Below are 22,212 nucleotides of genomic sequence, written 5' to 3'. Positions count from 1 at the left end.
AAAAATGAGACGACAGTCTCACCGACTTCACCAGCTCCACATCTTCAGCGCGAGCGAAGATTCAAATTGAAATCCGGTCCTGTTTGGACAATTACCCCAACGGTCATTTGGCTACTTGCTTTTTTATTTATACCGCTTGTATTAGTGTTACTTGTAAGTTTTATGAAAAGGGGGGTATATGGCGGAATTGACTATACGTTTACGTTCGGAAATTATCTGCAATTTTTTGACACTTTATATTTGAAAGTATTTTTCACCTCGATCTTAGTAGCAACCATTACAACCCTCGCTTGTGTAATTTTTGGATATCCATTTGCCTATATCATTGCCCGTTCACCTCTTAAGTATCGGACATTTTTACTATTCCTTGTTATCGTTCCATTCTGGACAAACTCATTGATTCGGACATATGCTTGGATCATTTTATTAAGAACGGAAGGTGTTATTAATACCGTCCTGATGCATATTGGATTGATTAGTGAGCCACTACAGCTCCTTTACAATCAGGGTGCAGTGCTGGTTGGTTTAATATATACGTTATTTCCATTTATGATTTTACCTTTATATGCATCAATTGAAAAATTGGATAAGGCCTTACTGGAAGCGGCTAGTGATCTTGGAGCAAAACCATGGCAATCGTTTTTCAGAATTACTCTTCCACTTACAATGCCAGGGATTGTTGCTGGATCATTGTTAGTCTTCATTCCAACATTGGGTTTATTTTTTATACCTGATTTAATGGGTGGGGCTAAAACGATGATGATCGGTAATTTAATCAAAAATCAATTTTTAACGGCTCGAAATTGGCCGTTCGGTTCTGCTGTTTCCATCATATTAATGCTTATTACACTTATTATGATTGCTATATATATGCGAATTTCTGGTGGTAAAAAAGATGATACTGGGGTGATCTAAAATGCTTTCTAAGCTTTCACGATGGCCTGCCATTCTTTATGGCGTTCTTATTTATTCATTTCTATACGTGCCAATTTTTATTTTGATCGCATTTTCATTCAATGACTCAAAGATAAATGCCGTATGGAAAGGGTTTACCTTAAAATGGTATGCGACATTATGGTCTAACAGCAATGTGATCGAAGCAGCAAAAATTACGATTATTGTGGCGATCGTCTCTACGATTATTGCAACAATGATTGGGACATTAGTGTCAATTGGGATGTATCGTTACCACTTCAGAGGGAAAACAGCGCTTGATGGAGCACTATATATTCCGTTAGTTATGTCTGAAGTTGTAATGGGTATTGCTTTATTAGCTTTTTTTTCAATTGCAAAAATTCCATTAGGAATTTGGACACTCATCATAGCCCACATCACATTCTGTATCCCCTATGTGGTAGTAGTTGTCCGTGCTAGATTACAAGGCTTTGATAAGTCTGTTGAAGAAGCAGCAATGGATCTTGGAGCGAATGAATGGCAAACCTTCAGGATGATTACCTTACCAATTATTAGTCCAGCGATTATTGCAAGCGCTTTACTAGCATTCACAATGTCGCTCGATGATGTCATTATTAGTTTTTTCGTCGCTGGTCCAGGAAGTACAACGCTGCCACTTCAAATTTTCTCAATGGTACGGTTTGGTGTTACTCCGGAAATTAATGCTTTATCGACGATCATGCTAGTTGTGACACTTGTCATCGTTTTAACAGCTGAAGGAATTCGGTTCAAGCAAAAAATATAATGACATTACCGTTTTAACGATTGATGGGTCTAAATTTTATAAAAAAATGAGATGAACGTTCATCACTGAGAAAAGGACGATAACTTGAAATTCAACAACTCATTTGAAGGAGGTTTTTTATGTCCAATTACATGGTACAACTACTAAATGTCGGAAAAAAATATGGAGAAACAAAAGTCGTTCATGACATCTCGCTTAATATAAATCGAGGAGAATTTTTAACATTATTAGGTCCAAGTGGATGTGGAAAAACGACTACGCTGCGAATGATTGCCGGTTTTGAAATGCCAACAAATGGAACGATACTGCTTGATGGTCAGCCTGTTGAAAATAAACAACCACATGAAAGAGAGGTTAATACTGTATTCCAAAGCTATGCTCTTTTTCCTCACTTAAATATTTTTGACAATATTGCCTTTGGTTTAAAAATGAAAAAGATAGCGAAGCGTGAAATTGAAGGAAGAGTAAACGAAATGCTCAAGCTAGTACAATTGCCTGACTTCGGCAACCGCAAACCGGATCAATTAAGTGGCGGGCAAAAACAACGCATTGCTATCGCGAGAGCGTTAGTGAATAAACCGAAGGTAATATTACTTGACGAGCCCCTTGGTGCATTAGATTTAAAACTACGAAAACAAATGCAGATTGAATTAAAACACCTTCAACAGCAGCTAGGCATTACGTTTGTATATGTCACCCATGATCAAGAGGAAGCATTAACAATGTCTGACCGAATTGTCGTACTAAATCAAGGCAGCATCGAGCAGGTTGGAACTCCGCGGGACATATATGATAGGCCGCGAACGAAATTCGTTGCTGATTTTATCGGGGAGTCCAATTTATTTGCCGGTAAGGTTACAACAATTGTCGGTGATGAAGCAATTGTGAATCTTGGCATTAGTAGCGTTATTGTAAAAAATGACGCATTAACAGTAGGAGAAACAATTTATTTAACGGTTAGACCGGAAAAAATCAAAGTCGTACCAACAGTTGACTCAATCGTTCAACATCATGTTAAGCTAAGGGGTCGGTTAAAAGAAAGAATATATGTAGGCTCGCTTACAAAGCTTGTTATTGTGTTAGATAACGGTCAGGAAATTGTTGTGAATGAAAGTAGTGATGATGAATCATTCCTGAAAAACCATGGGGATGAAGTATTTTTATCATGGTCGATAACTAGCTCAATTGTAATGAAGCAATAAAACTAGTTATTTCACAGCTGCAAAAAAATTCCGTTCGATTCCTTTGAAAACGGAAATATTGCCGCTTGTATGGACATAAGTATGAATGAAGAGGCTAGTACTAACTTATTAATAAGTGAATTTGGAGGGAAATGTATGAACAAGATGACAAAAAGCCGCTGCTTACTTTTGTTGGCTATGTTTGTTGTGTTCGCAGCATTTTTATCAGGCTGTAATGGTGGTGGTTCTGAAAAAGCAGAAGGGAACAATTCTAGTTCATCCGAAAATGTTGTCAATATTTTTAACTGGTCTGAATATTTACCTGAGAGTGTGATCAAAGCATTTGAGGATGAAACTGGTATTAAAGTTAATTATGATGCTTATTCGTCAAATGAAGAAATGCTAGCGAAACTTTCAGCAGGGAATACGGGGTATGATCTTTCCGTTGCTTCTACTAACTTCGTAGATATCATGATTAAGAGAGACTTAATTGAAAAATTTGATACAAGCACACTTTCAAATCTTAGCAATATTGGTGAGAGTTTTATGGGAATCGATGAGGACCCTACAAATGAATATTCCGTTCCTTACATGTGGGGAAGTGCAATTATTGCCTACAACAAAGATTTAGTCAAAGAGGATGTTACGGGCTTTGAGGATTTATTTAAACCTGAGTTTGAAAACAGCCTTGTATTACTTGACGATCAGCGCACGATTTTAGGAAGTATTTTAGCGATGCTAGGTTATTCGCCAAATACAACAGACGAAGCTGAAATTAATGAAGCGAAGGAAAAAATGCTTGAATTATATCCTAATATAAAAGCCTTTGATAGTGACAGTCCAAAAACGTTGTTAATTAGCGGAGAGGTTAAAGCCGGAATCGTATGGAGCGCTGAGGCAATTTTAGCACAAAAGGAAAATCCAGCAATTGAAATCGTCTATCCCGAAAACGGCATGAATATATGGCAAGATAACTTCTTGCTCGTAAAAGGAGCGCCACATAAAGAAAATGCGCTGAAGTTCATCGACTTTATTTTAAGACCTGAAATCAGTGTTGAAATTTCTAAGGAATACCCATACGGCAATCCGAATGTTAAAGCGTTAGAGCTATTACCTGAGGACATTAAAGAATCAATTGAAGTACCGCAAGGTGCCCTTGATAATGGCTGGTTTTTAAAAGACGTTGGCGAAGCAACTCTTTTATATGATGAGGCATGGTCACAAATTAAACAGTAATGAAAAACAGATAAATATCAGTGGTAAATAACATAGCTAAATGGTCAGTAAGTACCTTTGGGGCGAAAGTAGTAGCAAAAAAACAGTGTAAATAACAGAACGAAAAACAGTGTAAATAGCAAAACGAAAAACAGTGTAAATAACAGAACGAAAAACAGTGTAAATAGGAGAACGAAAAACAGTGTAAATAACAGAACGAAAAACAGTAATGATAATCAGAAATAAATTACATCTGTGATTCAATATCTCAGAAATGAACAAGCGGTATTTCTGTAATCACACAAATTATCAATTAGATAACACGTTTAAAATATGGCTGACTCAATGATTGAGTCACCGTATTTTTATATAAGACGATGTGAAAAATTCAGTTTAGTAGCATCGTCATTAATTAAAAAAAGTAATTGAAAAAGGAGAGTTGGTAGTTTATGAATTTAAAAAACTTTATCAATGGAAAATGGGTTGAGGCAGAATCAGGTCTAACCCGAGAGATAATTAACCCTGCGAATGGTGAGGTCATTGCTATAGCTTGTGAAAGTGATGCAAGCGATGCATGCCTTGCGATTAAAGCAGCGCGTGAAGCTTTTGACTCCGGCGTGTGGTCAAATCTTCCAGCGATAGAACGAGCAGCTTTTCTATTTAAAATTGCAGATAAATTAGAAGAACGAATGGATGAATTAAAGGTGCTTGAAACATTAGATAATGGAAAACCACATCGAGAAGCAGAATTTGATATTGGTGATGCCGCCAACTGCTTCCGCTATTATGCAGGTCTTGTTTCAAAGCCTCATGGCTACACGTATGATGTTCCAGATGGTGCCCAGGCTATGACTGTGCGTGAACCAATCGGAGTTTGTGGACTGATTACCCCTTGGAATTATCCATTGTTGATGGGCGTTTGGAAAATTGCTCCTGCCCTTGCAGCTGGAAATACAATTGTTTATAAACCGTCAGAAATTACACCAGTTACCTCGGTTAAGCTATTTGAAATTATCGAGGAGGTCGGTATACCTAAAGGAGTTGCTAATTTAGTGTTGGGACCTGGAAATACAGCAGGCCAAGAAATTGCTGAAAGCCATGATGTTGATAAAGTATCGTTTACAGGTGGAACGGTAACAGGTCGGAAAATCATGCAGGCTGCAGCAGGCAACATTAAGAAAATTTCATTAGAATTAGGCGGAAAGTCTCCAAATATTGTGTTTGCTGATGCAGATTTAGAGACAGCTGTCGATTATGCTCTATTTGGAATTTTTGCTAATTCTGGGCAAGTTTGTACAGCTGGATCACGCTTACTACTGGAAGAAAGTATTCATGATCATTTTATTGAAAGATTAGTAGAGCGTGCAAGGATGATCCGCGTAGGGGCTGGTGATAATCCGGCAACAGAAATGGGACCGCTTGTTAGTGAGGCACACATGAATAAAGTACTGAACTATATCGAAATCGGTAAGCAGGAAGGCGCAACTTTAGTATGCGGTGGAAAACGTATTACAGAAGCTGGTCTTGAAAAAGGATATTTTGTTGAACCGACGATTTTCGTTGATACAACACCAAATATGAGAATCGTTCAAGAGGAAATTTTTGGTCCAGTCCTTGTTGTTCAAAAGTTTAAAGATGAACAAGAAGCCATAAAATTAGCGAACAATACAGTTTACGGGCTTGGAGCAGGAGTCTTTTCAAATGATGGCGCTAAAGCTTTACGAGTCATTAAGAAAATTAGAGCAGGAATTACGTGGATTAATACGTATCATCCAACATACAACGAAGCACCATGGGGCGGTTATAAGCAAAGCGGAATTGGCAGGGGCCTTGGAACATATGGATTTGAAGAATTTACAGAGGTAAAGCAAATTAATATTAATCTACAAGTTGAGCCTGTTGGCTGGTTTGAAAACTAAAGATTAATGATAGAAAAGATTCTTAAACGATCCGACTTTCATCGGGATTTATGCTAATTAAATCGTGTTATCATCATCAATAATGATTTATTTGCGATTAGTGATGGTAAATCGGTTTTATTATCAGCAAAAAGGATTTTCCAGCGATTTGCTGACGATAAATCACTTTTATTATCAGCAAAAAGGATTTTTCAGCGATTTGCTGATGGTAAATCACTTTTATTATCAGCAAAAAGGATTTTTCAGCGATTTGCTGATGGTAAATCGGTTTTATTATCAGCAAAAAGGATTTTTCAGCGATTTGCTGATGGTAAATCGGTTTTATTATCAGCAAAAAGGATTTTTCAGCGATTTGCTGATGGTAAATCGGTTTTATTATCAGCAAAAAGGATTTTTCAGCGATTTGCTGATGGTAAATCGGTTTTATTATCAGCAAAAAGGATTTTTCAGCGATTTGCTGATGGTAAATCGGTTTTATTATCAGCAAAAAGGATTTTTCAGCGATTTGCTGATGGTAAATCGGTTTTATTATCAGCAAAAAGGATTTTCCAGCGATTTGCTGACGATAAATCACTTTTATTATCAGCAAAAAGGATTTTTCAGCGATTTGCTGACGATAAAAGGTCGTTTTTAACGCGTAAACATTGATAACAGCAATTTGAAGTAAATTTGTATTGAGAAAGTAAATTAGAATTACAAAAGTAAACTTATATTACGAAAGTAGGTCAAATTACCAAAATAAATTTGCACGACCAAAATAAGTAGGAGGTTCTTATAAATGTCAACGGTTCAAACGAGCAACAGTGACAAGAAAAACTATGATGAAATTAATGATTATATTAAAAAGGTACTAGCTATTATCGAAAAACAAGAGATCACAACCGAGGAAGGCGATTGGATTATTAAAGAAACTGTAAATGGCTTTCGGGAACACGTGAATCCTGGATTTCTTGAATATCGGAAAACAGTAACGAAAGATACTCAGTTTGCTGCAGTAGAATGGTCCGATTCAGGTTCTCGTTTTAAGGACGTTAGCGGCAAGGAATATATTGATTGTCTAGGTGGATTTGGAATTTACAATGTTGGCCACCGGAATCCAAAAGTAATGAAGGCGGTCAAGGATCAATTAAATCGCCAGGCACTGCATAGCCAAGATTTACTGGACCCGTTGCGGGCGATGCTAGCCAAAATTTTAGCAAAGCTTACACCTGGTAAATTGAAATACTCATTTTTTGTTAACAGTGGGACAGAAAGCGTTGAAGCAGCCATCAAACTCGCGAAAATGCATAGCGAACGTAAAACATTCATTGCCACCACTAGAGCATTTCATGGAAAAAGCTTAGGATCCTTAACTGCGACAGCTAAAGGGGTTTTTCGAAAACCGTTTCTTCCAATGATTAGCGGCTTTCGTCATGTTCCATTTGGTGATATTGAAATGATGAGAAAAACAATGGAATCTTGTGAGTTAATCGGCGAGCCGGTTAATGCTATTATATTGGAACCCATTCAAGGTGAAGGCGGAGTTATCTTACCACCAGACGGGTACTTAAAACAAGTTCGCGAATTATGCAATGAATTTGGAGCCCTATTAATTTTTGATGAAGTCCAAACCGGTATGGGACGAACAGGAAAAATGTTCGCTGCAGAGCTTTATGACGTTGAGCCGGATATTCTTTGTTTGGCGAAGGCATTCGGTGGTGGGATTATACCGGCTGGTGCCGTAGTTGCCACTGAAGAAGTTTTCAAAGGGTTGTTCCCAAATCCGTTCATGCATACAACAACGTTCGGAGGCAATCCTTTAGCATGTGCTGCAGCGATTGCAACTATTAACGTTTTAATTGAAGAAAAACTTCCAGAGCGTGCCGAAGAAGTAGGCGAATATTTACTGAAAAAATTACAGGATGTCGCCCTTGCACATCAGGATAAAGTTTTAGAAATAAGAGGAAAAGGACTCTTGATTGGGGTAGAATTCCATTCTGATGAGATTGGTTATGAGGTTTCAAAGGGTTTATTTGATAATGGAGTACTTGTTGCAGGTACGTTAGTAAACTCTAAAACATTTAGAATTGAACCTCCATTAACAATTAGCTATGACGAAGTTGATGAAGTAATTAATAAATTTAAGATTGTATTAGAGTCACTTACAGTATAGATGAAATGAATTCAAAATAGATATTCAGAGTTAATCCAGTATATATGAATTTAATTTAAACAAAAGTTTTAAGCCACTTACAGTATGTTTAAATAAATTCAATTTAGCAATCAGGGTCAACTGTATGGACCTTAATATACTTTATATTCGTACTATGTAAAAATTCACGCGATAAAAATTCACGCGATAAAAATTCACGCGATAAAAATTCACGCGATAAATATTCACGCCTCACCAAGAGTTAAATTGTAATTATTTAAATTAGTATTAAGTTGTTTTGAGTTTAATAAGCTAGAAGGAAAGGGGGAATCCTTCCCTTTTTCGTAACGGTTTGCTTGCATAGTTTTAGCAAGGTAGAAAAGGAAACACATTGCAAAATTAATTATGGTAGTAGAGGAAACACATTGCAAAAATAATTTATGGTAGTAGAGGAAACTCATTGCAAAATGATTTTTATCGAATGAAAGGGTGGAAAAGATGACGACAACAAACAAAAAGTATGTCCAGGTCAAAACTAGTATTCCAGGGGAAAAATCTAAGGAGTTATATCGCATCCGTGAGGAAAATGTTCCACGGGGGCCATTTCATACATCGCCTGCTTTTATTGATAAAGCAGAAGGGGCGATTGTAACAGATGTGGATGGAAATCAACTAATTGATCTCGGCGGTGCAATTGGAACATTAAATGTAGGACATTGTCCACCTAAGGTAATTGAAGCTCTAAAAAACCAATTAGACCGTTTTATACATCCTAGTTTTAACGTTCTTATGTATGAATCGTATATAAATTTAGCGAAAAAATTAAATGAAATCACACCAGGAAGCTTTAAGAAAAAAACAGTATTCTTTAATTCTGGTGCTGAAGCTGTTGAAAATGCCGTCAAATTTGCAAGAAAATTTACGGGTAGAAGAGCGGTTGTTTCCTTTGATCGTGGGTATCACGGGCGAACACTTTTAACAATGAGTCTTACTAGTAAAGTAAAGCCTTATAAAAATGGATTTGGTCCATTTGCGACCGATACGTATAAGCTTCGTTATCCGTATTACTACAGGAAGCCAAAGGGAATGACAAACGAAGAACTTGACCAGTTTTTATTCAACCAAATTGATGACTTCTTTATTAGCGAGGTACCACCTGAAGATATTGCAGCAATTATAATAGAGCCCGTTCAAGGTGAAGGCGGCTTTATTGTGCCATCAACTAACTTTATGAGACAATTAAAATCGATCTGTGAACAGCATGGTATTTTATTCATAGCTGACGAAATCCAAACAGGTTTTGGCCGAACTGGAAAAATGTTTGCGTGTGAGCACTTTGGAATTGAACCAGATTTAATCACATTATCGAAATCTCTAGGAGCAGGTATACCAATAAGTGCAGTAACAGGTAGATCAGAAATTATGGATGCTCCAAATGTTGGGGAAATTGGCGGTACGTTTAGTGGAAGTCCTTTAGGCTGTGTTGCTGGACTTGAAGTGATAAAAATGATCGAGACAGACGGCTTAGTCGACCGTGCCAATGAAATTGGTGAAACGATTTTGGCATCTTTTAGAAGCATGCAGGAAAAATATTCAAAAATTGGGGATGTTCGTGGTCTTGGTGCGATGTGTGCAATTGAGATTGTGAAAGACCGAGAGTCCAAAATACCAGATAAACAGTTTGCAAGTCAAGTAATTGCAGAAGTGAACCGCCGAGGAGTTGTCGTTTTATCGGCAGGAATATATAGTAATGTTATAAGAATTTTATGTCCATTAGTTATTACTCAAGATCAGCTCAAAGAAGCATTAACCATTATTGATGAGGTATTTGACGATTTAACAGCAAAATAATTCAGCTAAACAAATATTTGTGATAAAAATAAACATCTAAGCAGTATATTAGTTTATAAAGCAATCTGTATGGTAATATATTTGCAACTATGTTTACAAACACTAATTGGCGCTAACTTTTTTAGTAGCATTCATTACGACGTATATAAAAATGAAGTCAATGCACAAACAATAAATTGTGCTAAATATTTCAAAGGAGATCTTTAAACGACTTTTATTAAAATTGTTGAGGTGATCATAATGGCAATTCAGCACAGCAATATCGAAAAGCTTTTTATAAATGGAGAGTGGATCGAAGCAGAACAAGTATCGCCGCTCCAATCACCATATAGCGGTGAATTATTAGCAGAAATTCCAGTAGCTACTGTTAAAGATGTTAAAAACGCAATCGCTGCCGCTGAAGCAGCTCGGAAGAAGCTCCGCAATATGGCGGCACATGAACGGGCTGCAATACTCGAGAGGATTTCTGCGATTTTTGCAGAGCGAGCTGATGAGGCAGCTGAAATCATTGCAAAAGAATCAGCAAAACCAATCACTACGGCAAAGGGAGAAGTGGCAAGAACGATCCTAACGTATAAATTTGCAGCCGAAGAAGCGAAACGGATCTATGGTGAAACACTTCCGATGGATGCGGCACCTGGTGGAGAAAATCGTTTTGCCTATACGATTCGTGAACCTATAGGTGTTATTGCTGCGATCACACCGTTCAATTTCCCTATGAATCTAGTTGCCCATAAAGTGGGACCCGCAATTGCTGCTGGGAATCCTGTTGTTTTAAAGCCTGCTTCCCAAACTCCGTTATCTGCTATCTTTTTAGCAAAAGTTGCAGAGGAAGCGGGTATGCCAAAAGGAGCGTTAAACGTCGTCACTGGACGAGGTAGTGTAATCGGTGATGCGTTAGTGACTGACGATCGTGTGAAAATGGTTACATTTACTGGTAGTCCGGCTGTCGGAATTGGTCTTCGTAATAAAGCAGGTTTAAAACGCGTAACGTTAGAGCTAGGGTCAAACTCTGCTGTCATCATAGATGAAGGTGTTACGTTGACTCCAACTCTGATTTCTCGTTGCATCACAGGGGCATTCTCTAACCAAGGTCAGGTTTGTATTTCTGTCCAACGGGTTTATGTACATGTGAGTCAATATGACGAGTTTGTCTCTAAATTTGTTGAACAAACGAAACAATTAACACTTGGTGATCCGTTAGATCCTAACACAGATGTATCTGCGTTAATTTCTGCAAACGATGTAGATCGGGCGAAACGGTGGATTGATGATGCCGTAACAAGTGGAGCATTGGTGGCTGTTGGTGGTGAAATAATAGGCAATATGCTGCAACCAACGGTTTTATTAAATGTTAAAAATGATGTGAAAATTTCTTGCCAGGAAGTCTTTGCTCCTGTAGTCATCATAAACAAAATTTCTTCTGTTGAAGAGGCTGTAGCATTAGTGAATGATTCAGCCTATGGGTTACAGGCAGGTATTTTTACAAACAATATTCATGTCGCCATGGATGCAGCTGAAGATCTTGAGGTTGGTGGTGTTCTCATTAATGACATTCCAACTTATCGTGTCGATCATATGCCTTACGGTGGTGTCAAAAATAGCGGGTTTGGTCGTGAAGGCTTGAAATATGCGATAGAAGAAATGACCGAAATGAAGCTCGTGATTATAAATAGAAATAAATAATGATAAGTGAATATTCTACAATATGGACCTACTTTAAAAAGTCCAGTTTTGGGGTGTTTGTTTTATAACAAGTTATTTTAAGATCGTTGACGCATATAAACTATTTTTTCGGGGAAACTTAAACAGTAAAACTTGTTTAAGGAGTGATTCCATTTTGGAAAAAAGACAGGAAAACGAAGTTAAAGCAACTGTAGCTCCAGGAATTGACGACCAAGAGGAGCTTGCGGAAAGTGCATCCAATAAGGACTTGGAAAATGGGAATTTTACCGAAGTAACGAGGTTAACTGATCAAGTGACACCTAGCTAGACATCGCAATTCAAGGGAATTTTAAACTTTATTTGCAATGTCAATTCATAAATCAATAAAGCTCGTGTTCAATTTATACTACACTAAAATATGGGAAACTAATCAATGCTACTAGATAATTGTATAATTTGATTATGTAAAAAAATGGGATTTCCGTTAATGGAATTCCCTTTCATTTTTTTTAAAATGGGTTGTTTTAACAATCGATATTTTATGTTCAAAGATTTTACTTAGGAAAGGGATGCACGATGAAACCAAAAATTTTGATAACCCGTAAAATTGCCGATGAGGTGGTTTCAAAAATTTCTGAAGTATGTGAAGTCGATATGTGGCCGGATGAAGAAAGACCAATACCACGAGAAATTTTAGAAAAAAAAGTAGAGGACATCGAAGGTATATTTTGTTTAATAACTGAGACAATTGATGAGAAGCTACTAAATAATGCGCCTAAGCTAAAAGTGATCTCCAACATGGCTGTCGGACACAACAATATTGATATTAACGTGGCTAAAGAGCGAGGAATCACGGTGACTAATACACCAGGTGTGCTTACTGAAACAACGGCAGATTTAACATTTGCTTTGTTAATGGCAACATCACGACGCATAATTGAAGCCTCAAATTTTATAAGGAATGGCAATTGGAAAGCTTGGGCACCGATGCAGTTAACTGGACAAGACGTGTTTGGAACAACAATCGGCATTATCGGCATGGGCAGAATTGGTGAAGCGGTCGCAAGACGGGCGAAAGGTTTTGATATGAAGGTGTTATATTATAATCGCAATCGGAAGCATGATATCGAAGAAATGCTTGGTGTTCACTACACAGATATGGATACACTTCTGCAGCAATCAGACTTTGTTGTCATAATGGCGCCTTACACACCTGAAACAAACAATTTAATCTCTCACCGTGAGCTGTCATTAATGAAAAATAGTGCGATTTTAATTAACACGGCAAGAGGTGGTATTGTAGATGAGGATGCACTTTATCAGGCGTTGAAAAATAACGGAATTTGGGCAGCGGGCTTAGACGTGTTCGCAACAGAGCCAGTTCCATTCGATCATCCATTGTTAACACTACCGAATGTCGTGACGTTACCTCATATTGGTAGCGCTAGTATCCGTACAAGAATAAAAATGGCTCATCTTGCCGCAGATAACCTTATTAACGGTGTAACCGGAAAAATTCCAGCACATGTTGTTGTTTAAAGTGGTAAGATTTTTTAACTAAACAAATTGAGGATGTAGTGAATTGGATCAACTAGCTCTAACATTAATTGCAGGTCGCTTTCGTTAGTGAGATAATGAACAAGATGGCAGACTTTCATTACTAAAGCGCCCAAATTATGGAATAATAATGTATGTAAAGCTGCTCGTTGCTATTATAATTAAAAGTGGGAAAGGTGGAAAAGACATGGAAAAATTTGAAATAGGTGAAGTGTTTACTATTAGCGATGAAAACGATGATGAACAAGAGGTTGAAGTATTAGCTATTGCTGAAATTGAGAATACAGAATATGTTGCTGTTAGCTTTGTTGCCGACATAGAAGAAGATAGTGACGAGGACTTAGATATTTTCTTTTTAAAGGTTGAAGAGGATGGAGACTTGTCTTTTATCGAAAATGATGATGAATTCGAAAAGGTTTCCGCAATCTTTGATGAAATTTTTGACAAGGAAGAAGAATAAAACGACTACTCGTTATTTCGATTTTAACGACTTTGCTTAGTAATTATTGCGATCAATATGGTAAAAAACAGAAAAAGGTAAGACCCGTATTTAGGGGTCTTACCTTTTTTTATTGTTTTTGTAATTGTTTAGTAATAATAGTTTCCTAGTGCTAGTAAAAATAGGATAAGTATACATTTTGTCTTATTTATTTCTATTTACATGAAATTCTTGGTGAATGTCGCTTTCTCTCGTATTTCGTCTACATCATTCAATTTTAGCGATGATAACCAATAAGGAGGGGTATGTTGAAAATCGAGTATACCTACAAATTCGCTTTGCCAAAAAGTACAGTCTGGACATACATACAAGATGAGGATGTCCTGCGAAACTCACTGCCTGGCTGCAAATCATTTGAAGAAATCACTAGTGATGTTTACGTTGCGGAACTGGGCTTAAACACTGGACCAGTCAAAGGTCTTTTCGCCGCAGAGGTTCAACAAACGGATCAAATACCTCCAAACTCCTATCGTCTACATGTAAAAGGAAAAGGGAAGCCAGGAGAAATTAACGCAATCGCTGAGATGTTTTTAGAAGAAACAGGGGATAGTACCGAAGTTGCCTGTATAGCAGAGGTAGAAGTAACTGGTCTCTTGGCAGCTGTTGGGCAGCGTGTCCTCGGCGGGGTAGCGAAAGTCATTTTAGGACAATTTTTTAAAGCTGCAGAAAAAGAAATGGTAAAAGTCATTTCCTAAGTTTTTATGTATAAAGTTTGATCTAAAGCAAAATGTGTAGATCATCAAAAATTGCAAAAGTAATTTCCGAATTTTCAAGAATGAATTTTGTATCTAAAGCAAAATGTGTGGATTCCACATTTTAAAAAGGAGGTCGTTAACATGACGAAAAAGGTAAACGTTACGGTAAATGTAAATGGTAAAACACGATCAGCCGAAGTCGAACCACGAACTTTACTAGTTCACTTATTGCGGGATGAATTTAATCTAACAGGAACACATATCGGTTGTGATACAAGCCAATGTGGTGCTTGCACAGTGTTAATGGATGGAAAAGCTATTAAATCTTGCACTGTTTTAGCAGTTCAAGCAGACGGAACAGCGATTACAACAGTTGAAGGATTGGGTTCTGTTGAAAAACTGCACCCCATTCAACAAGGTTTCTGGGAAGAACATGGGTTGCAATGCGGATTTTGTACCCCTGGAGTGATGATGGCTGCTAGCAATCTTTTACATGAAAATCTAAATCCTACAGAAGATGAGATCAGAAATGCTTTAGAAGGTGTAATATGCCGTTGTACGGGCTATCAATTTATCGTAAAAGCAGTGCAGCATGCTGCAAAACTAATGCGAACTGAAAATGAAGAGATAGCAATTGCCGAAGCTACGTTGACAGAGGGGGAACGCTAGATGCCATACGTTGTTGGGAAACCGTTGAAACGGAAGGAAGATCAAAAGCTCATTACTGGTCATGGACATTTTACTGATGATATTAAACTACCAGATATGCTTTATGCTGCAATGAAACGAAGTCAATATGCCCATGCCAAGATTAAAAGTGTTCAAGTAGACGAAGCTTTAAAACTTCCAGGTGTTATTGCAATTTATACCGGAAGCGATGTTCAAGATAAAATAAAGTCGATTCGTTCAATTTGGTTAGTACCTGGATGTGATTTAATACCAAAGGATCGAGTTCCCCTTGCCACAGATAAAGTAAACTATGTTGGCGAAGCAGTTGCGATGGTAATTGCTGATAGTCGTTACGTGGCATATGATGCCTTAGATTTGATTGAGGTTGAATATGAGGAACTGCCAGCAGTCGTTCATCAAGAGGAAGCTTTAGAAGCTACAGCACCTACTATTTATGATGATGTTCCGAACAATATTGCTTTTACATGGAAAGCTGGTGCAGTACCTGAAGACATTTTTGTGAACGCAGATGTTGTAGTGAAACAGCGCTTTTATGAACAGCGTGTTGTTGCAAATCCAATGGAAACTAGAGCAGCGGTTGCTCATTTCAATCCTGGAAGTGGCGAGTTAACACTATGGTGTACAACGCAAAATCCACATATCCACCGGATGACTTATTCAGACATATTAGGAATACCAGAAACAAAATTACGAGTGATTGCTCCGGATATGGGTGGCGGTTTTGGAGCAAAAATTGCTGTTTATACTGAAGAAGCTTTGGTCGCTTTTGCAGCGATGGATCTCAAGCAACCAGTTAAATGGATAGAAAATCGCCAAGAGCATTTCTTAGCAACTAGTCACGCCCGAGATCAAGTGATTACGACTGAACTTGCAGGAACAAAGGACGGAAAAATTCTAGCTATCCGTGCAAAAAATATCGCAAATCTAGGTGCGTACTTATCAACGATGGGTGCCGGTGTTCCAACTATTGATTTCGGATTAATGATTACCGGCGCTTACACGATCCCATATGCAGAATGTGAGACGATTGGAGTTTATACGAATACAACCCCAACTGATGCGTACCGAGGAGCAGGTAAACCTGAGGCATCCTATCAAATTGAACGGATTGTAAATCTTTATGCAGATAAAATTGGTATGGATCAAGTAGAGGTACGACGCATAAATCTCGTTCCACAAGGCTCGTTCCCTTATACAAATGCGATGGGCTGTAATTATGATAGCGGCGATTATCAAAAGGTATTAAGAACTGCACTTGATACGATTAACTACGATGAATTGCGGAAGGAACAAGAGGAAGCTCGCAAGAATGGTCGGTTAGTTGGCGTTGGAATTTCAACATATGTAGAGTTATGCGGGCTAGGTCCATCGAAAGTAGCTGGTGCGATTGGGTTTGGCGGAGGATTATGGGAAAACAGCACGATTCGTGTTCATCCAAGTGGGAAAGTGACGATTTTTACAGGCGCCTCTCCTCATGGCCAAGGAGAAAAAACAACATTTTCTCAAGTTGTTGCCGATAAATTTGGCATCCCGGTAGAAGATATTGAACTTGTAAGCGGTGACACGTTAATCAATTCGATGGGATGGGGAACATACGGTTCAAGAACTACCCCTGTTGCAGGTGGTGCATTGGCACTCGCAGCAGAACGTGTTGTTGAAAAAGCAAAAACAATAGCAGCCCATGAATTGGAAGTAGACGTTAGTGACGTTGATTTTAACAATGGGGTTTTTTCAGTTAACGGTCATCCTGAAAAAGTTAGGACCTTCCAAGAAATCGCCTGGTCAGCGAATAACGCATGGAACTTACCAGAAGGTGTCGAACCAGCATTAGAAGGGCAATCATTCTTTGACCCACCTGATTTTGTATATCCATTCGGAGCCCACATTTGTGTTGTTGAAGTCGACCAAGACACTGGAATGGTGAAGCTTAAGAAATATGTTTGCGTTGATGACGTCGGGCGGATTATAAATCCATTGATTGTAGAAGGTCAAATTCATGGGGGTATAGCCCAAGGAATTGGTCAGGCGTTGTGGGAACAAGCTGTATATTCTGAGAAGGGGCAACTATTATCTGGTACATTCATGGATTATGCGATGCCAAAAGCAAGCTTCTTCCCGATGATCGAGTCGAGCTTTATCGAATCGCCAAGCCCAGTGAATGCTCTTGGTGTTAAAGGGGTCGGAGAAGCAGGTACAACAGCTGCACCATCTGCAATTGTAAATGCTGTTATAGATGCATTAAAGCCATTTGGTGTCGTTGATCTAGAAATGCCGTTAACTCCGGAAAAGGTTTGGACAGCGATGCAAGAAGGGAGGAATATAAAATGATCGCAACAAGTTTTGAATATGTACGTGCAGCCACCATTACAGAAGCTATTGAACTTTTAAAAAATAACGATGGTGAAGGAAAATTAATTGCCGGAGGTCATAGTTTAGTTCCTTTAATGAAATTTCACCTTACGACACCGACCACTTTAATCGACATTAGTAGAATAAATGAGCTTAAAGGTGTTAAAAAAGATGGCAAACGTATTGTGATAGGTGCTGCAACAACTTATGCAGATGTTATAAACGATGAAACAATAGCGAAGCATTTACCTGTATTAAAAGATGCAATTAAGCAGATCGGAGATATGCAAATTCGCAATAAAGGCACAATTGGTGGAAATATTGCTCATGCTGATCCGTCTGCGGATTTACCTGCAATAGCTCTTGCATTAGATGCTATTGTCCACCTTAATGGTGAAAATGGTGAGGAACAAGTTGCGATTCAAGAATTTTTGCTCGGTCCATTTATGACAAACTTACCTGCTACAAGCATTATCACATCGATATCGTTTGTGATACCACAAGGTGAGGGGAAAAGCACATATATAAAATTTCCACATCCTGCCTCAGGGTATGCAGTTGTTGGCGTTTGTGCAGTAGCAAGTAAAAAGGAAGATGGAACGGTTGATAACGTTCGGATTGGTATTACCGGTGCAGGTGAAAGTGCATTTCGAGCTGAAAGTGTTGAACGATTCCTGCTCGGTAAGGAAGCAACCCTTGAAAATATAAGCAATGCTGCTAGTCTTGCTGCAAGCGATGGAGAAATGGGAGAAGATCTATTTGCATCGAGGAAGTACCGTGAAGCATTATGCAAGGTATATACTGAACGCGCCTTAAAACAAGTATTATCTTAATTTATGAAACTGTATACATTAGCAAGTGACACGAATGTCCTTTGAAATTTTATAAAATTCCTAAACAAGGAAGGTACGAAGAATGGTAGCGAATCAGCAAATAATCGAACTTTTATCCTGCATGATTAAAACTTGCCAAAAAGGCGTATTAGCTTCCGTCGTTTCTGTTCAAGGGTCCGCATACAAACGCGAAGGTGCAAAAATGATCATTGATGAAAATGGACAATATTATGGAATGGTTTCTGGCGGTTGTTTAGAAGCTGAAATTGTCGAGCTTTCAAAGGAAGTTCTGAACTCCGGTAAGCCCATATTAAAAAGGTATGTTTTAGATGAAGATGTTGTTTGGGGACTAGGCTTAGGCTGTCCTGGCACTGTTGAAATTTTTCTTGAGCCTATAGATTGCTCACACATATGGCAGGATATTGGTGAATTGTATGAAAATCAAACCGCTATGATTGTTTGTAAAGTTGTCAAGGATGAAGGGAACTTCAATGGCAGTTTACTAGTTTTGACAGATACAAATGTATATGGTGCATGGGAAGATGCTTTTCTACAAGAAAGTGTCATGGCTGTTGCAAAGCGAAAATTGTCACAGCAACGGGCAGTCTCTGAAACAATCATTTTTAAAACCAATAATGGGGAAAAGGCTCATGTATTCTTTGATGTTCATTTTCCTCCTGCGAAGCTTTGTATTTTTGGAGCCGGTCACGATGCAATTCCAGTGGCACAGTATGGCAACCATTTAGGTTTTGACATTACAGTGATCGATCCAAGACCAGCTTATAATACAAGCGAGCACTTTCCTTCCGCTACACGCTTGTTATTAAGCCCAGAGCATAATGGGAATTTAAATTTCATTGATTCACGCACGTATATTGTCATTATGAATCATCATTTTGAGCGGGACATCGAAACACTAGCATTTTCTTTACAGTCAGATGCTCCTTATGTTGGATTGTTAGGACCGATAAAAAGACGGGAAAAAATACTTGCGTATTTACAGGAAGATGGGTTTACTCTTACAACCGAACATCTCAACAAGCTCTTTAATCCAATAGGTCTTGATATTGGGGCAGATAGTCCCGAAGAAATTGCAGTAAGTATTATTGCAGAGATTACTGCCTTTCGTAATCGCCACGAGGGTGGATTTTTAAAAGACAAGTCAATCATCCATAGGAAGCAACAAGTACTTGTTTAATTTATCGGTAATGAAGGGCAAAACCCAGGGAGCAACAGGAGTTATGTCCTTCATCCCATTGTTTCCTCACTTTTACTTTAAATAATTTAACATAAAAGGTTGGAATAGTATGGGGAATGTATGCGCAATATTATTAGCTGCCGGCAAGTCATCACGAATGAAGGAACCGAAACAATTGATGAACTGGAACGGCAAATCATTGATACAACACCAAATAGAGCTATTGAGCGAGCTATCCTTACCAGATATTTTCGTTGTCCTCGGGTGCCAGGCCAAAACGATCTTACAAACTGTTTCCAATAACGACCCACGGATTAGTTATTTGCAATGTCCAAATTACGAAGAGGGCTTAAGCGCTTCAATTAAATTCGGATTGCAACAGGCAAGTAAACAACAGTATGATGGTGTTCTTGTCATGCTCGTTGACATCCCCCTCATTCAAACAAATACTATTAAACTTGTATACGACACAGGAGCAACCCACCTTATAACTAATACTGAACCGTTTGCGATCCAACCTCAATTTAAAAACAAGCCCGGGCATCCTGTATTCATTGGAGGCGTTCGTAGTTTACATGTTCACAGCCTTCACGGTGATATCGGGTTAAAACCGCTCATAAAGCAAATGAAAACCCGCGTGATTCTTGATACAGACGATATAGGTGTCGTATATGATATCGATACACCACAAGACTACAACGAAGCACTACGCATTTCACAAGCTGGATTTTACTAGCTGGTATATGAAGTTAACTTGAATCAACCGTTAAATTACAGCGCTTTTTTACTAAGAAACTAGATGACTACTATTAAAGAGGTGAAATAATGAGTAATAGAGAGCTAGCTACACGCTATGAATACGGTGGGGACGAATTTGTGTTTGTCCAGCTATCAGAAGCGATGAGTTTGGAAGCGAATTTTAAAGGAATGGCAATTACAAGACAATTAAAGGAACGAAATCACGAAGGAATTATTGATATTTGTCCTTCCAATGCATCTTATATGGTTCGAGTGAACCCAGATGTCCTTCATCCCGATCAATTAATCGAGGAATTAAAGGGAATTGAAGAAAGTATTAAAGATTTAAATATTGAAATATCATCAAGAATTGTTGACGTGCCAATCTTTTTTGAAGACCCTTGGACACACGAAGCTGTCATGCAGTTCCGCGACCGTCATCAAGATCCGAATTCAACTGATCTAGAATATAGTGCTCGAATAAATGGCTATAGAAGTAAGGAAGAATTTATTCAAGCTATAGATGCAGCACCTTTTCTTGTGTCAATGATCGGCTTTGTTCCAGGATTACCGTGGTGCTTCCAAATTGTAAGCCAAGAAAAACAAATTGAAGTACCAAAATATGTAAGACCAAGAACGTTTACTCCTGAGCGAACATTCGGTTTTGGCGGTGCATTTGCTGTTATTTATCCTGTCCAGGGAGCAGGTGGTTATCAAATGTACGGTATTGCCCCGGCACCGATTTATCAAAAGGAACAAACACTTCCTGATTTTAAGGATTCAATCGTTTTCCCACAACAAGGTGATATTTTACGCTACCGCAGCATAACAAAAGAGGAATATGATGAAGTTCGTGCCCAAGTAGAAGCAGGTACGTTTACGTATCGGAAAAAGGAAATTACTTTTACACCACAACACGTATTGGAAAATCCTCAAAAGTTTTCTGAAATGGTGTTAAGGAGGTTATACAATGATTAAAGTACTTAAACCTGGCTTACAAACAACTGTGCAAGATGAAGGCAGGCTAGGGATGTATGAAATTGGTATGCCTCCTTCCGGAGCAATGGATAAATTTGCCTTTCGGGTTGCTAATATGTTAGTTGGCAATCAAGCGAATGCAGCTGTTTTAGAAATTACTTATCTTGGCCCAGAGCTGTTATTTGAGCAAGATACCCAAATTAGCTTAACTGGTGGAAATATACCGCCTAAGCTGAATGGGAAGTCTGTGGCAATGTGGGAAACGCTTAGTGTAAAAGCTGGTGATGTATTATCCTTCGACTTTGTCCAATCAGGCGCAAGAACGTATTTAGCCATAGAAGGCGGAATTGATGTACCACTTGTTATGAATTCCCGATCTACATATACACTTATTGGCATAGGTGGCTATGAAGGAAGAGCATTAGCAGAAGGCGATACGTTAATAACAGGTGATCTCCACGAACGGAAAATAACGGTTGGGACAACGATTGAAAAAAACCTAATCCCAACCTATGGGAAAAGTCATGAAATTCGCGTGATCGTAGGATTATGTAGTTATCGGTTAACGGAAGAAAGTAAACAATCATTTCTCGATACAGAGTGGATCGTTACGCCGGAAGCAAACCGAATTGGATATCGCCATAAAGGAAAGCGTTTGCAGTTTGTTGAACGAGAACAGCCATTTGGGGCAGGTAGTAACCCTTCCAATGTTACCGATTTAGGCTATCCAATTGGATCAATCCAAGTACCTGATGGGATTGAGCCAATCGTCCTTCTTCATGATGCTGTAACTGGAGGCGGTTATGCAACGGTGGCAACGGTCATTAGCACAGACTTAAATCGAATGGCACAGGTAAAAACAAACGAAAAAGTAAAATTTGTTTCCGTAACTTTAGAGGAAGCATTAAAAATAAGAAAAGAAAATCAACTAATCTTAAAACAAATCGATGAAAGACTTGCAAGTCTCTAATAAAAAGAGAAGGCAACTCGCAGTCAATATATATTCACACAAAA

Annotated in this window: 20 protein-coding genes; 19 read left to right on the top strand and 1 reads right to left on the bottom strand. The window is 38.4% G+C overall.

Annotation, left to right across the window (positions count from 1 at the left end; all coding sequences use genetic code 11):
* The first annotated feature begins 66 nt into the window (after positions 1–66).
* The 5 genes from D612_RS0108855 (at position 67) to D612_RS0108835 (ending at position 6,014) form a co-directional block, all read left to right on the top strand.
* The gene (locus tag D612_RS0108855; protein ID WP_034726509.1) at positions 67–915 is read left to right on the top strand and encodes an ABC transporter permease; all 849 of its coding nucleotides are present in this window, start codon (positions 67–69) and stop codon (positions 913–915) included.
* Between the two features lies 1 nt (position 916).
* A complete protein-coding gene (locus D612_RS0108850; protein WP_017755101.1) occupies positions 917–1,699 on the top strand; it encodes an ABC transporter permease in 783 nt (260 codons plus the stop codon).
* Positions 1,700–1,818: 119 nt separating this feature from the next.
* Complete coding sequence (locus D612_RS0108845; protein WP_017755100.1) at positions 1,819–2,901, top strand: ABC transporter ATP-binding protein; 1,083 nt, start codon at positions 1,819–1,821, stop codon at positions 2,899–2,901.
* A gap of 135 nt (positions 2,902–3,036) precedes the next feature.
* Positions 3,037–4,116 (top strand): ABC transporter substrate-binding protein, encoded by a 1,080-nt coding sequence (locus tag D612_RS0108840; protein ID WP_017755099.1) that lies wholly within the window; start codon positions 3,037–3,039, stop codon positions 4,114–4,116.
* Positions 4,117–4,544: 428 nt separating this feature from the next.
* Positions 4,545–6,014: an aldehyde dehydrogenase family protein gene (locus D612_RS0108835; protein WP_017755098.1), complete on the top strand. Its 1,470-nt coding sequence runs from the start codon at positions 4,545–4,547 to the stop codon at positions 6,012–6,014.
* Between the two features lie 97 nt (positions 6,015–6,111).
* Here the strand turns inward: D612_RS0108835 and D612_RS19430 are convergent, their stop codons facing one another.
* Positions 6,112–6,603 (bottom strand): hypothetical protein, encoded by a 492-nt coding sequence (locus D612_RS19430; RefSeq protein ID WP_154649473.1) that lies wholly within the window; start codon positions 6,601–6,603, stop codon positions 6,112–6,114.
* Between the two features lie 189 nt (positions 6,604–6,792).
* Here D612_RS19430 and D612_RS0108825 point away from each other — a divergent pair, with 189 nt between their 5' ends.
* The 14 genes from D612_RS0108825 (at position 6,793) to D612_RS0108760 (ending at position 22,168) form a co-directional block, all read left to right on the top strand.
* Positions 6,793–8,166 (top strand): putrescine aminotransferase, encoded by a 1,374-nt coding sequence (locus D612_RS0108825; protein WP_017755096.1) that lies wholly within the window; start codon positions 6,793–6,795, stop codon positions 8,164–8,166.
* Positions 8,167–8,643: 477 nt separating this feature from the next.
* Positions 8,644–9,996 carry a 4-aminobutyrate--2-oxoglutarate transaminase gene (gene gabT, locus D612_RS0108820; RefSeq protein ID WP_017755095.1) on the top strand — a complete coding sequence of 451 codons (1,353 nt, stop codon included), beginning with the start codon at positions 8,644–8,646 and terminating at the stop codon, positions 9,994–9,996.
* A gap of 240 nt (positions 9,997–10,236) precedes the next feature.
* Positions 10,237–11,682, top strand: a complete 1,446-nt coding sequence (locus D612_RS0108815) for an aldehyde dehydrogenase family protein (protein WP_017755094.1) — start codon at positions 10,237–10,239, stop codon at positions 11,680–11,682.
* 154 nt (positions 11,683–11,836) lie between these two features.
* Positions 11,837–11,989 carry a hypothetical protein gene (locus tag D612_RS19745; protein WP_017755093.1) on the top strand — a complete coding sequence of 51 codons (153 nt, stop codon included), beginning with the start codon at positions 11,837–11,839 and terminating at the stop codon, positions 11,987–11,989.
* A 248-nt stretch (positions 11,990–12,237) separates the two neighbouring features.
* Entirely contained in the window at positions 12,238–13,200 is a 963-nt protein-coding gene (locus tag D612_RS0108805; protein WP_017755092.1) for a 2-hydroxyacid dehydrogenase, read from the top strand.
* Between the two features lie 205 nt (positions 13,201–13,405).
* Positions 13,406–13,678 carry a DUF1292 domain-containing protein gene (locus D612_RS0108800; RefSeq protein WP_017755091.1) on the top strand — a complete coding sequence of 91 codons (273 nt, stop codon included), beginning with the start codon at positions 13,406–13,408 and terminating at the stop codon, positions 13,676–13,678.
* Positions 13,679–13,962: 284 nt separating this feature from the next.
* Positions 13,963–14,412, top strand: coding sequence for a CoxG family protein (locus tag D612_RS0108795; RefSeq protein ID WP_233274989.1), 450 nt, complete (start codon positions 13,963–13,965; stop codon positions 14,410–14,412).
* Positions 14,413–14,553: 141 nt separating this feature from the next.
* Positions 14,554–15,081: a (2Fe-2S)-binding protein gene (locus tag D612_RS0108790; protein WP_017755089.1), complete on the top strand. Its 528-nt coding sequence runs from the start codon at positions 14,554–14,556 to the stop codon at positions 15,079–15,081.
* Positions 15,082–17,430: a xanthine dehydrogenase family protein molybdopterin-binding subunit gene (locus D612_RS0108785; protein WP_017755088.1), complete on the top strand. Its 2,349-nt coding sequence runs from the start codon at positions 15,082–15,084 to the stop codon at positions 17,428–17,430. It begins immediately after the preceding gene.
* Positions 17,427–18,284 (top strand): FAD binding domain-containing protein, encoded by an 858-nt coding sequence (locus D612_RS0108780; protein WP_017755087.1) that lies wholly within the window; start codon positions 17,427–17,429, stop codon positions 18,282–18,284. Before D612_RS0108785 ends, D612_RS0108780 begins: the two co-directional genes overlap by 4 nt.
* 82 nt (positions 18,285–18,366) lie before the next feature.
* A complete protein-coding gene (locus D612_RS0108775; protein ID WP_017755086.1) occupies positions 18,367–19,482 on the top strand; it encodes an XdhC family protein in 1,116 nt (371 codons plus the stop codon).
* Between the two features lie 109 nt (positions 19,483–19,591).
* Positions 19,592–20,218, top strand: coding sequence for a nucleotidyltransferase family protein (locus D612_RS0108770; RefSeq protein ID WP_017755085.1), 627 nt, complete (start codon positions 19,592–19,594; stop codon positions 20,216–20,218).
* Between the two features lie 89 nt (positions 20,219–20,307).
* Positions 20,308–21,198 (top strand): 5-oxoprolinase subunit B family protein, encoded by an 891-nt coding sequence (locus tag D612_RS0108765; protein ID WP_017755084.1) that lies wholly within the window; start codon positions 20,308–20,310, stop codon positions 21,196–21,198.
* Positions 21,191–22,168 (top strand): 5-oxoprolinase subunit C family protein, encoded by a 978-nt coding sequence (locus D612_RS0108760; protein WP_017755083.1) that lies wholly within the window; start codon positions 21,191–21,193, stop codon positions 22,166–22,168. The genes D612_RS0108765 and D612_RS0108760 overlap by 8 nt, the downstream gene beginning before the upstream one ends.
* The last annotated feature ends 44 nt before the right edge of the window (positions 22,169–22,212 follow it).

The sequence above is a fragment of the Calidifontibacillus oryziterrae genome (assembly GCF_000331575.1).
GTDB classification, from domain to species: Bacteria; Bacillota; Bacilli; order Bacillales; family Bacillaceae_J; genus Calidifontibacillus_A; species Calidifontibacillus_A oryziterrae.
The sequence above is the reverse complement of the archived record's forward strand: the minus strand, read 5'-3'. Positions and strand labels throughout refer to the sequence as shown.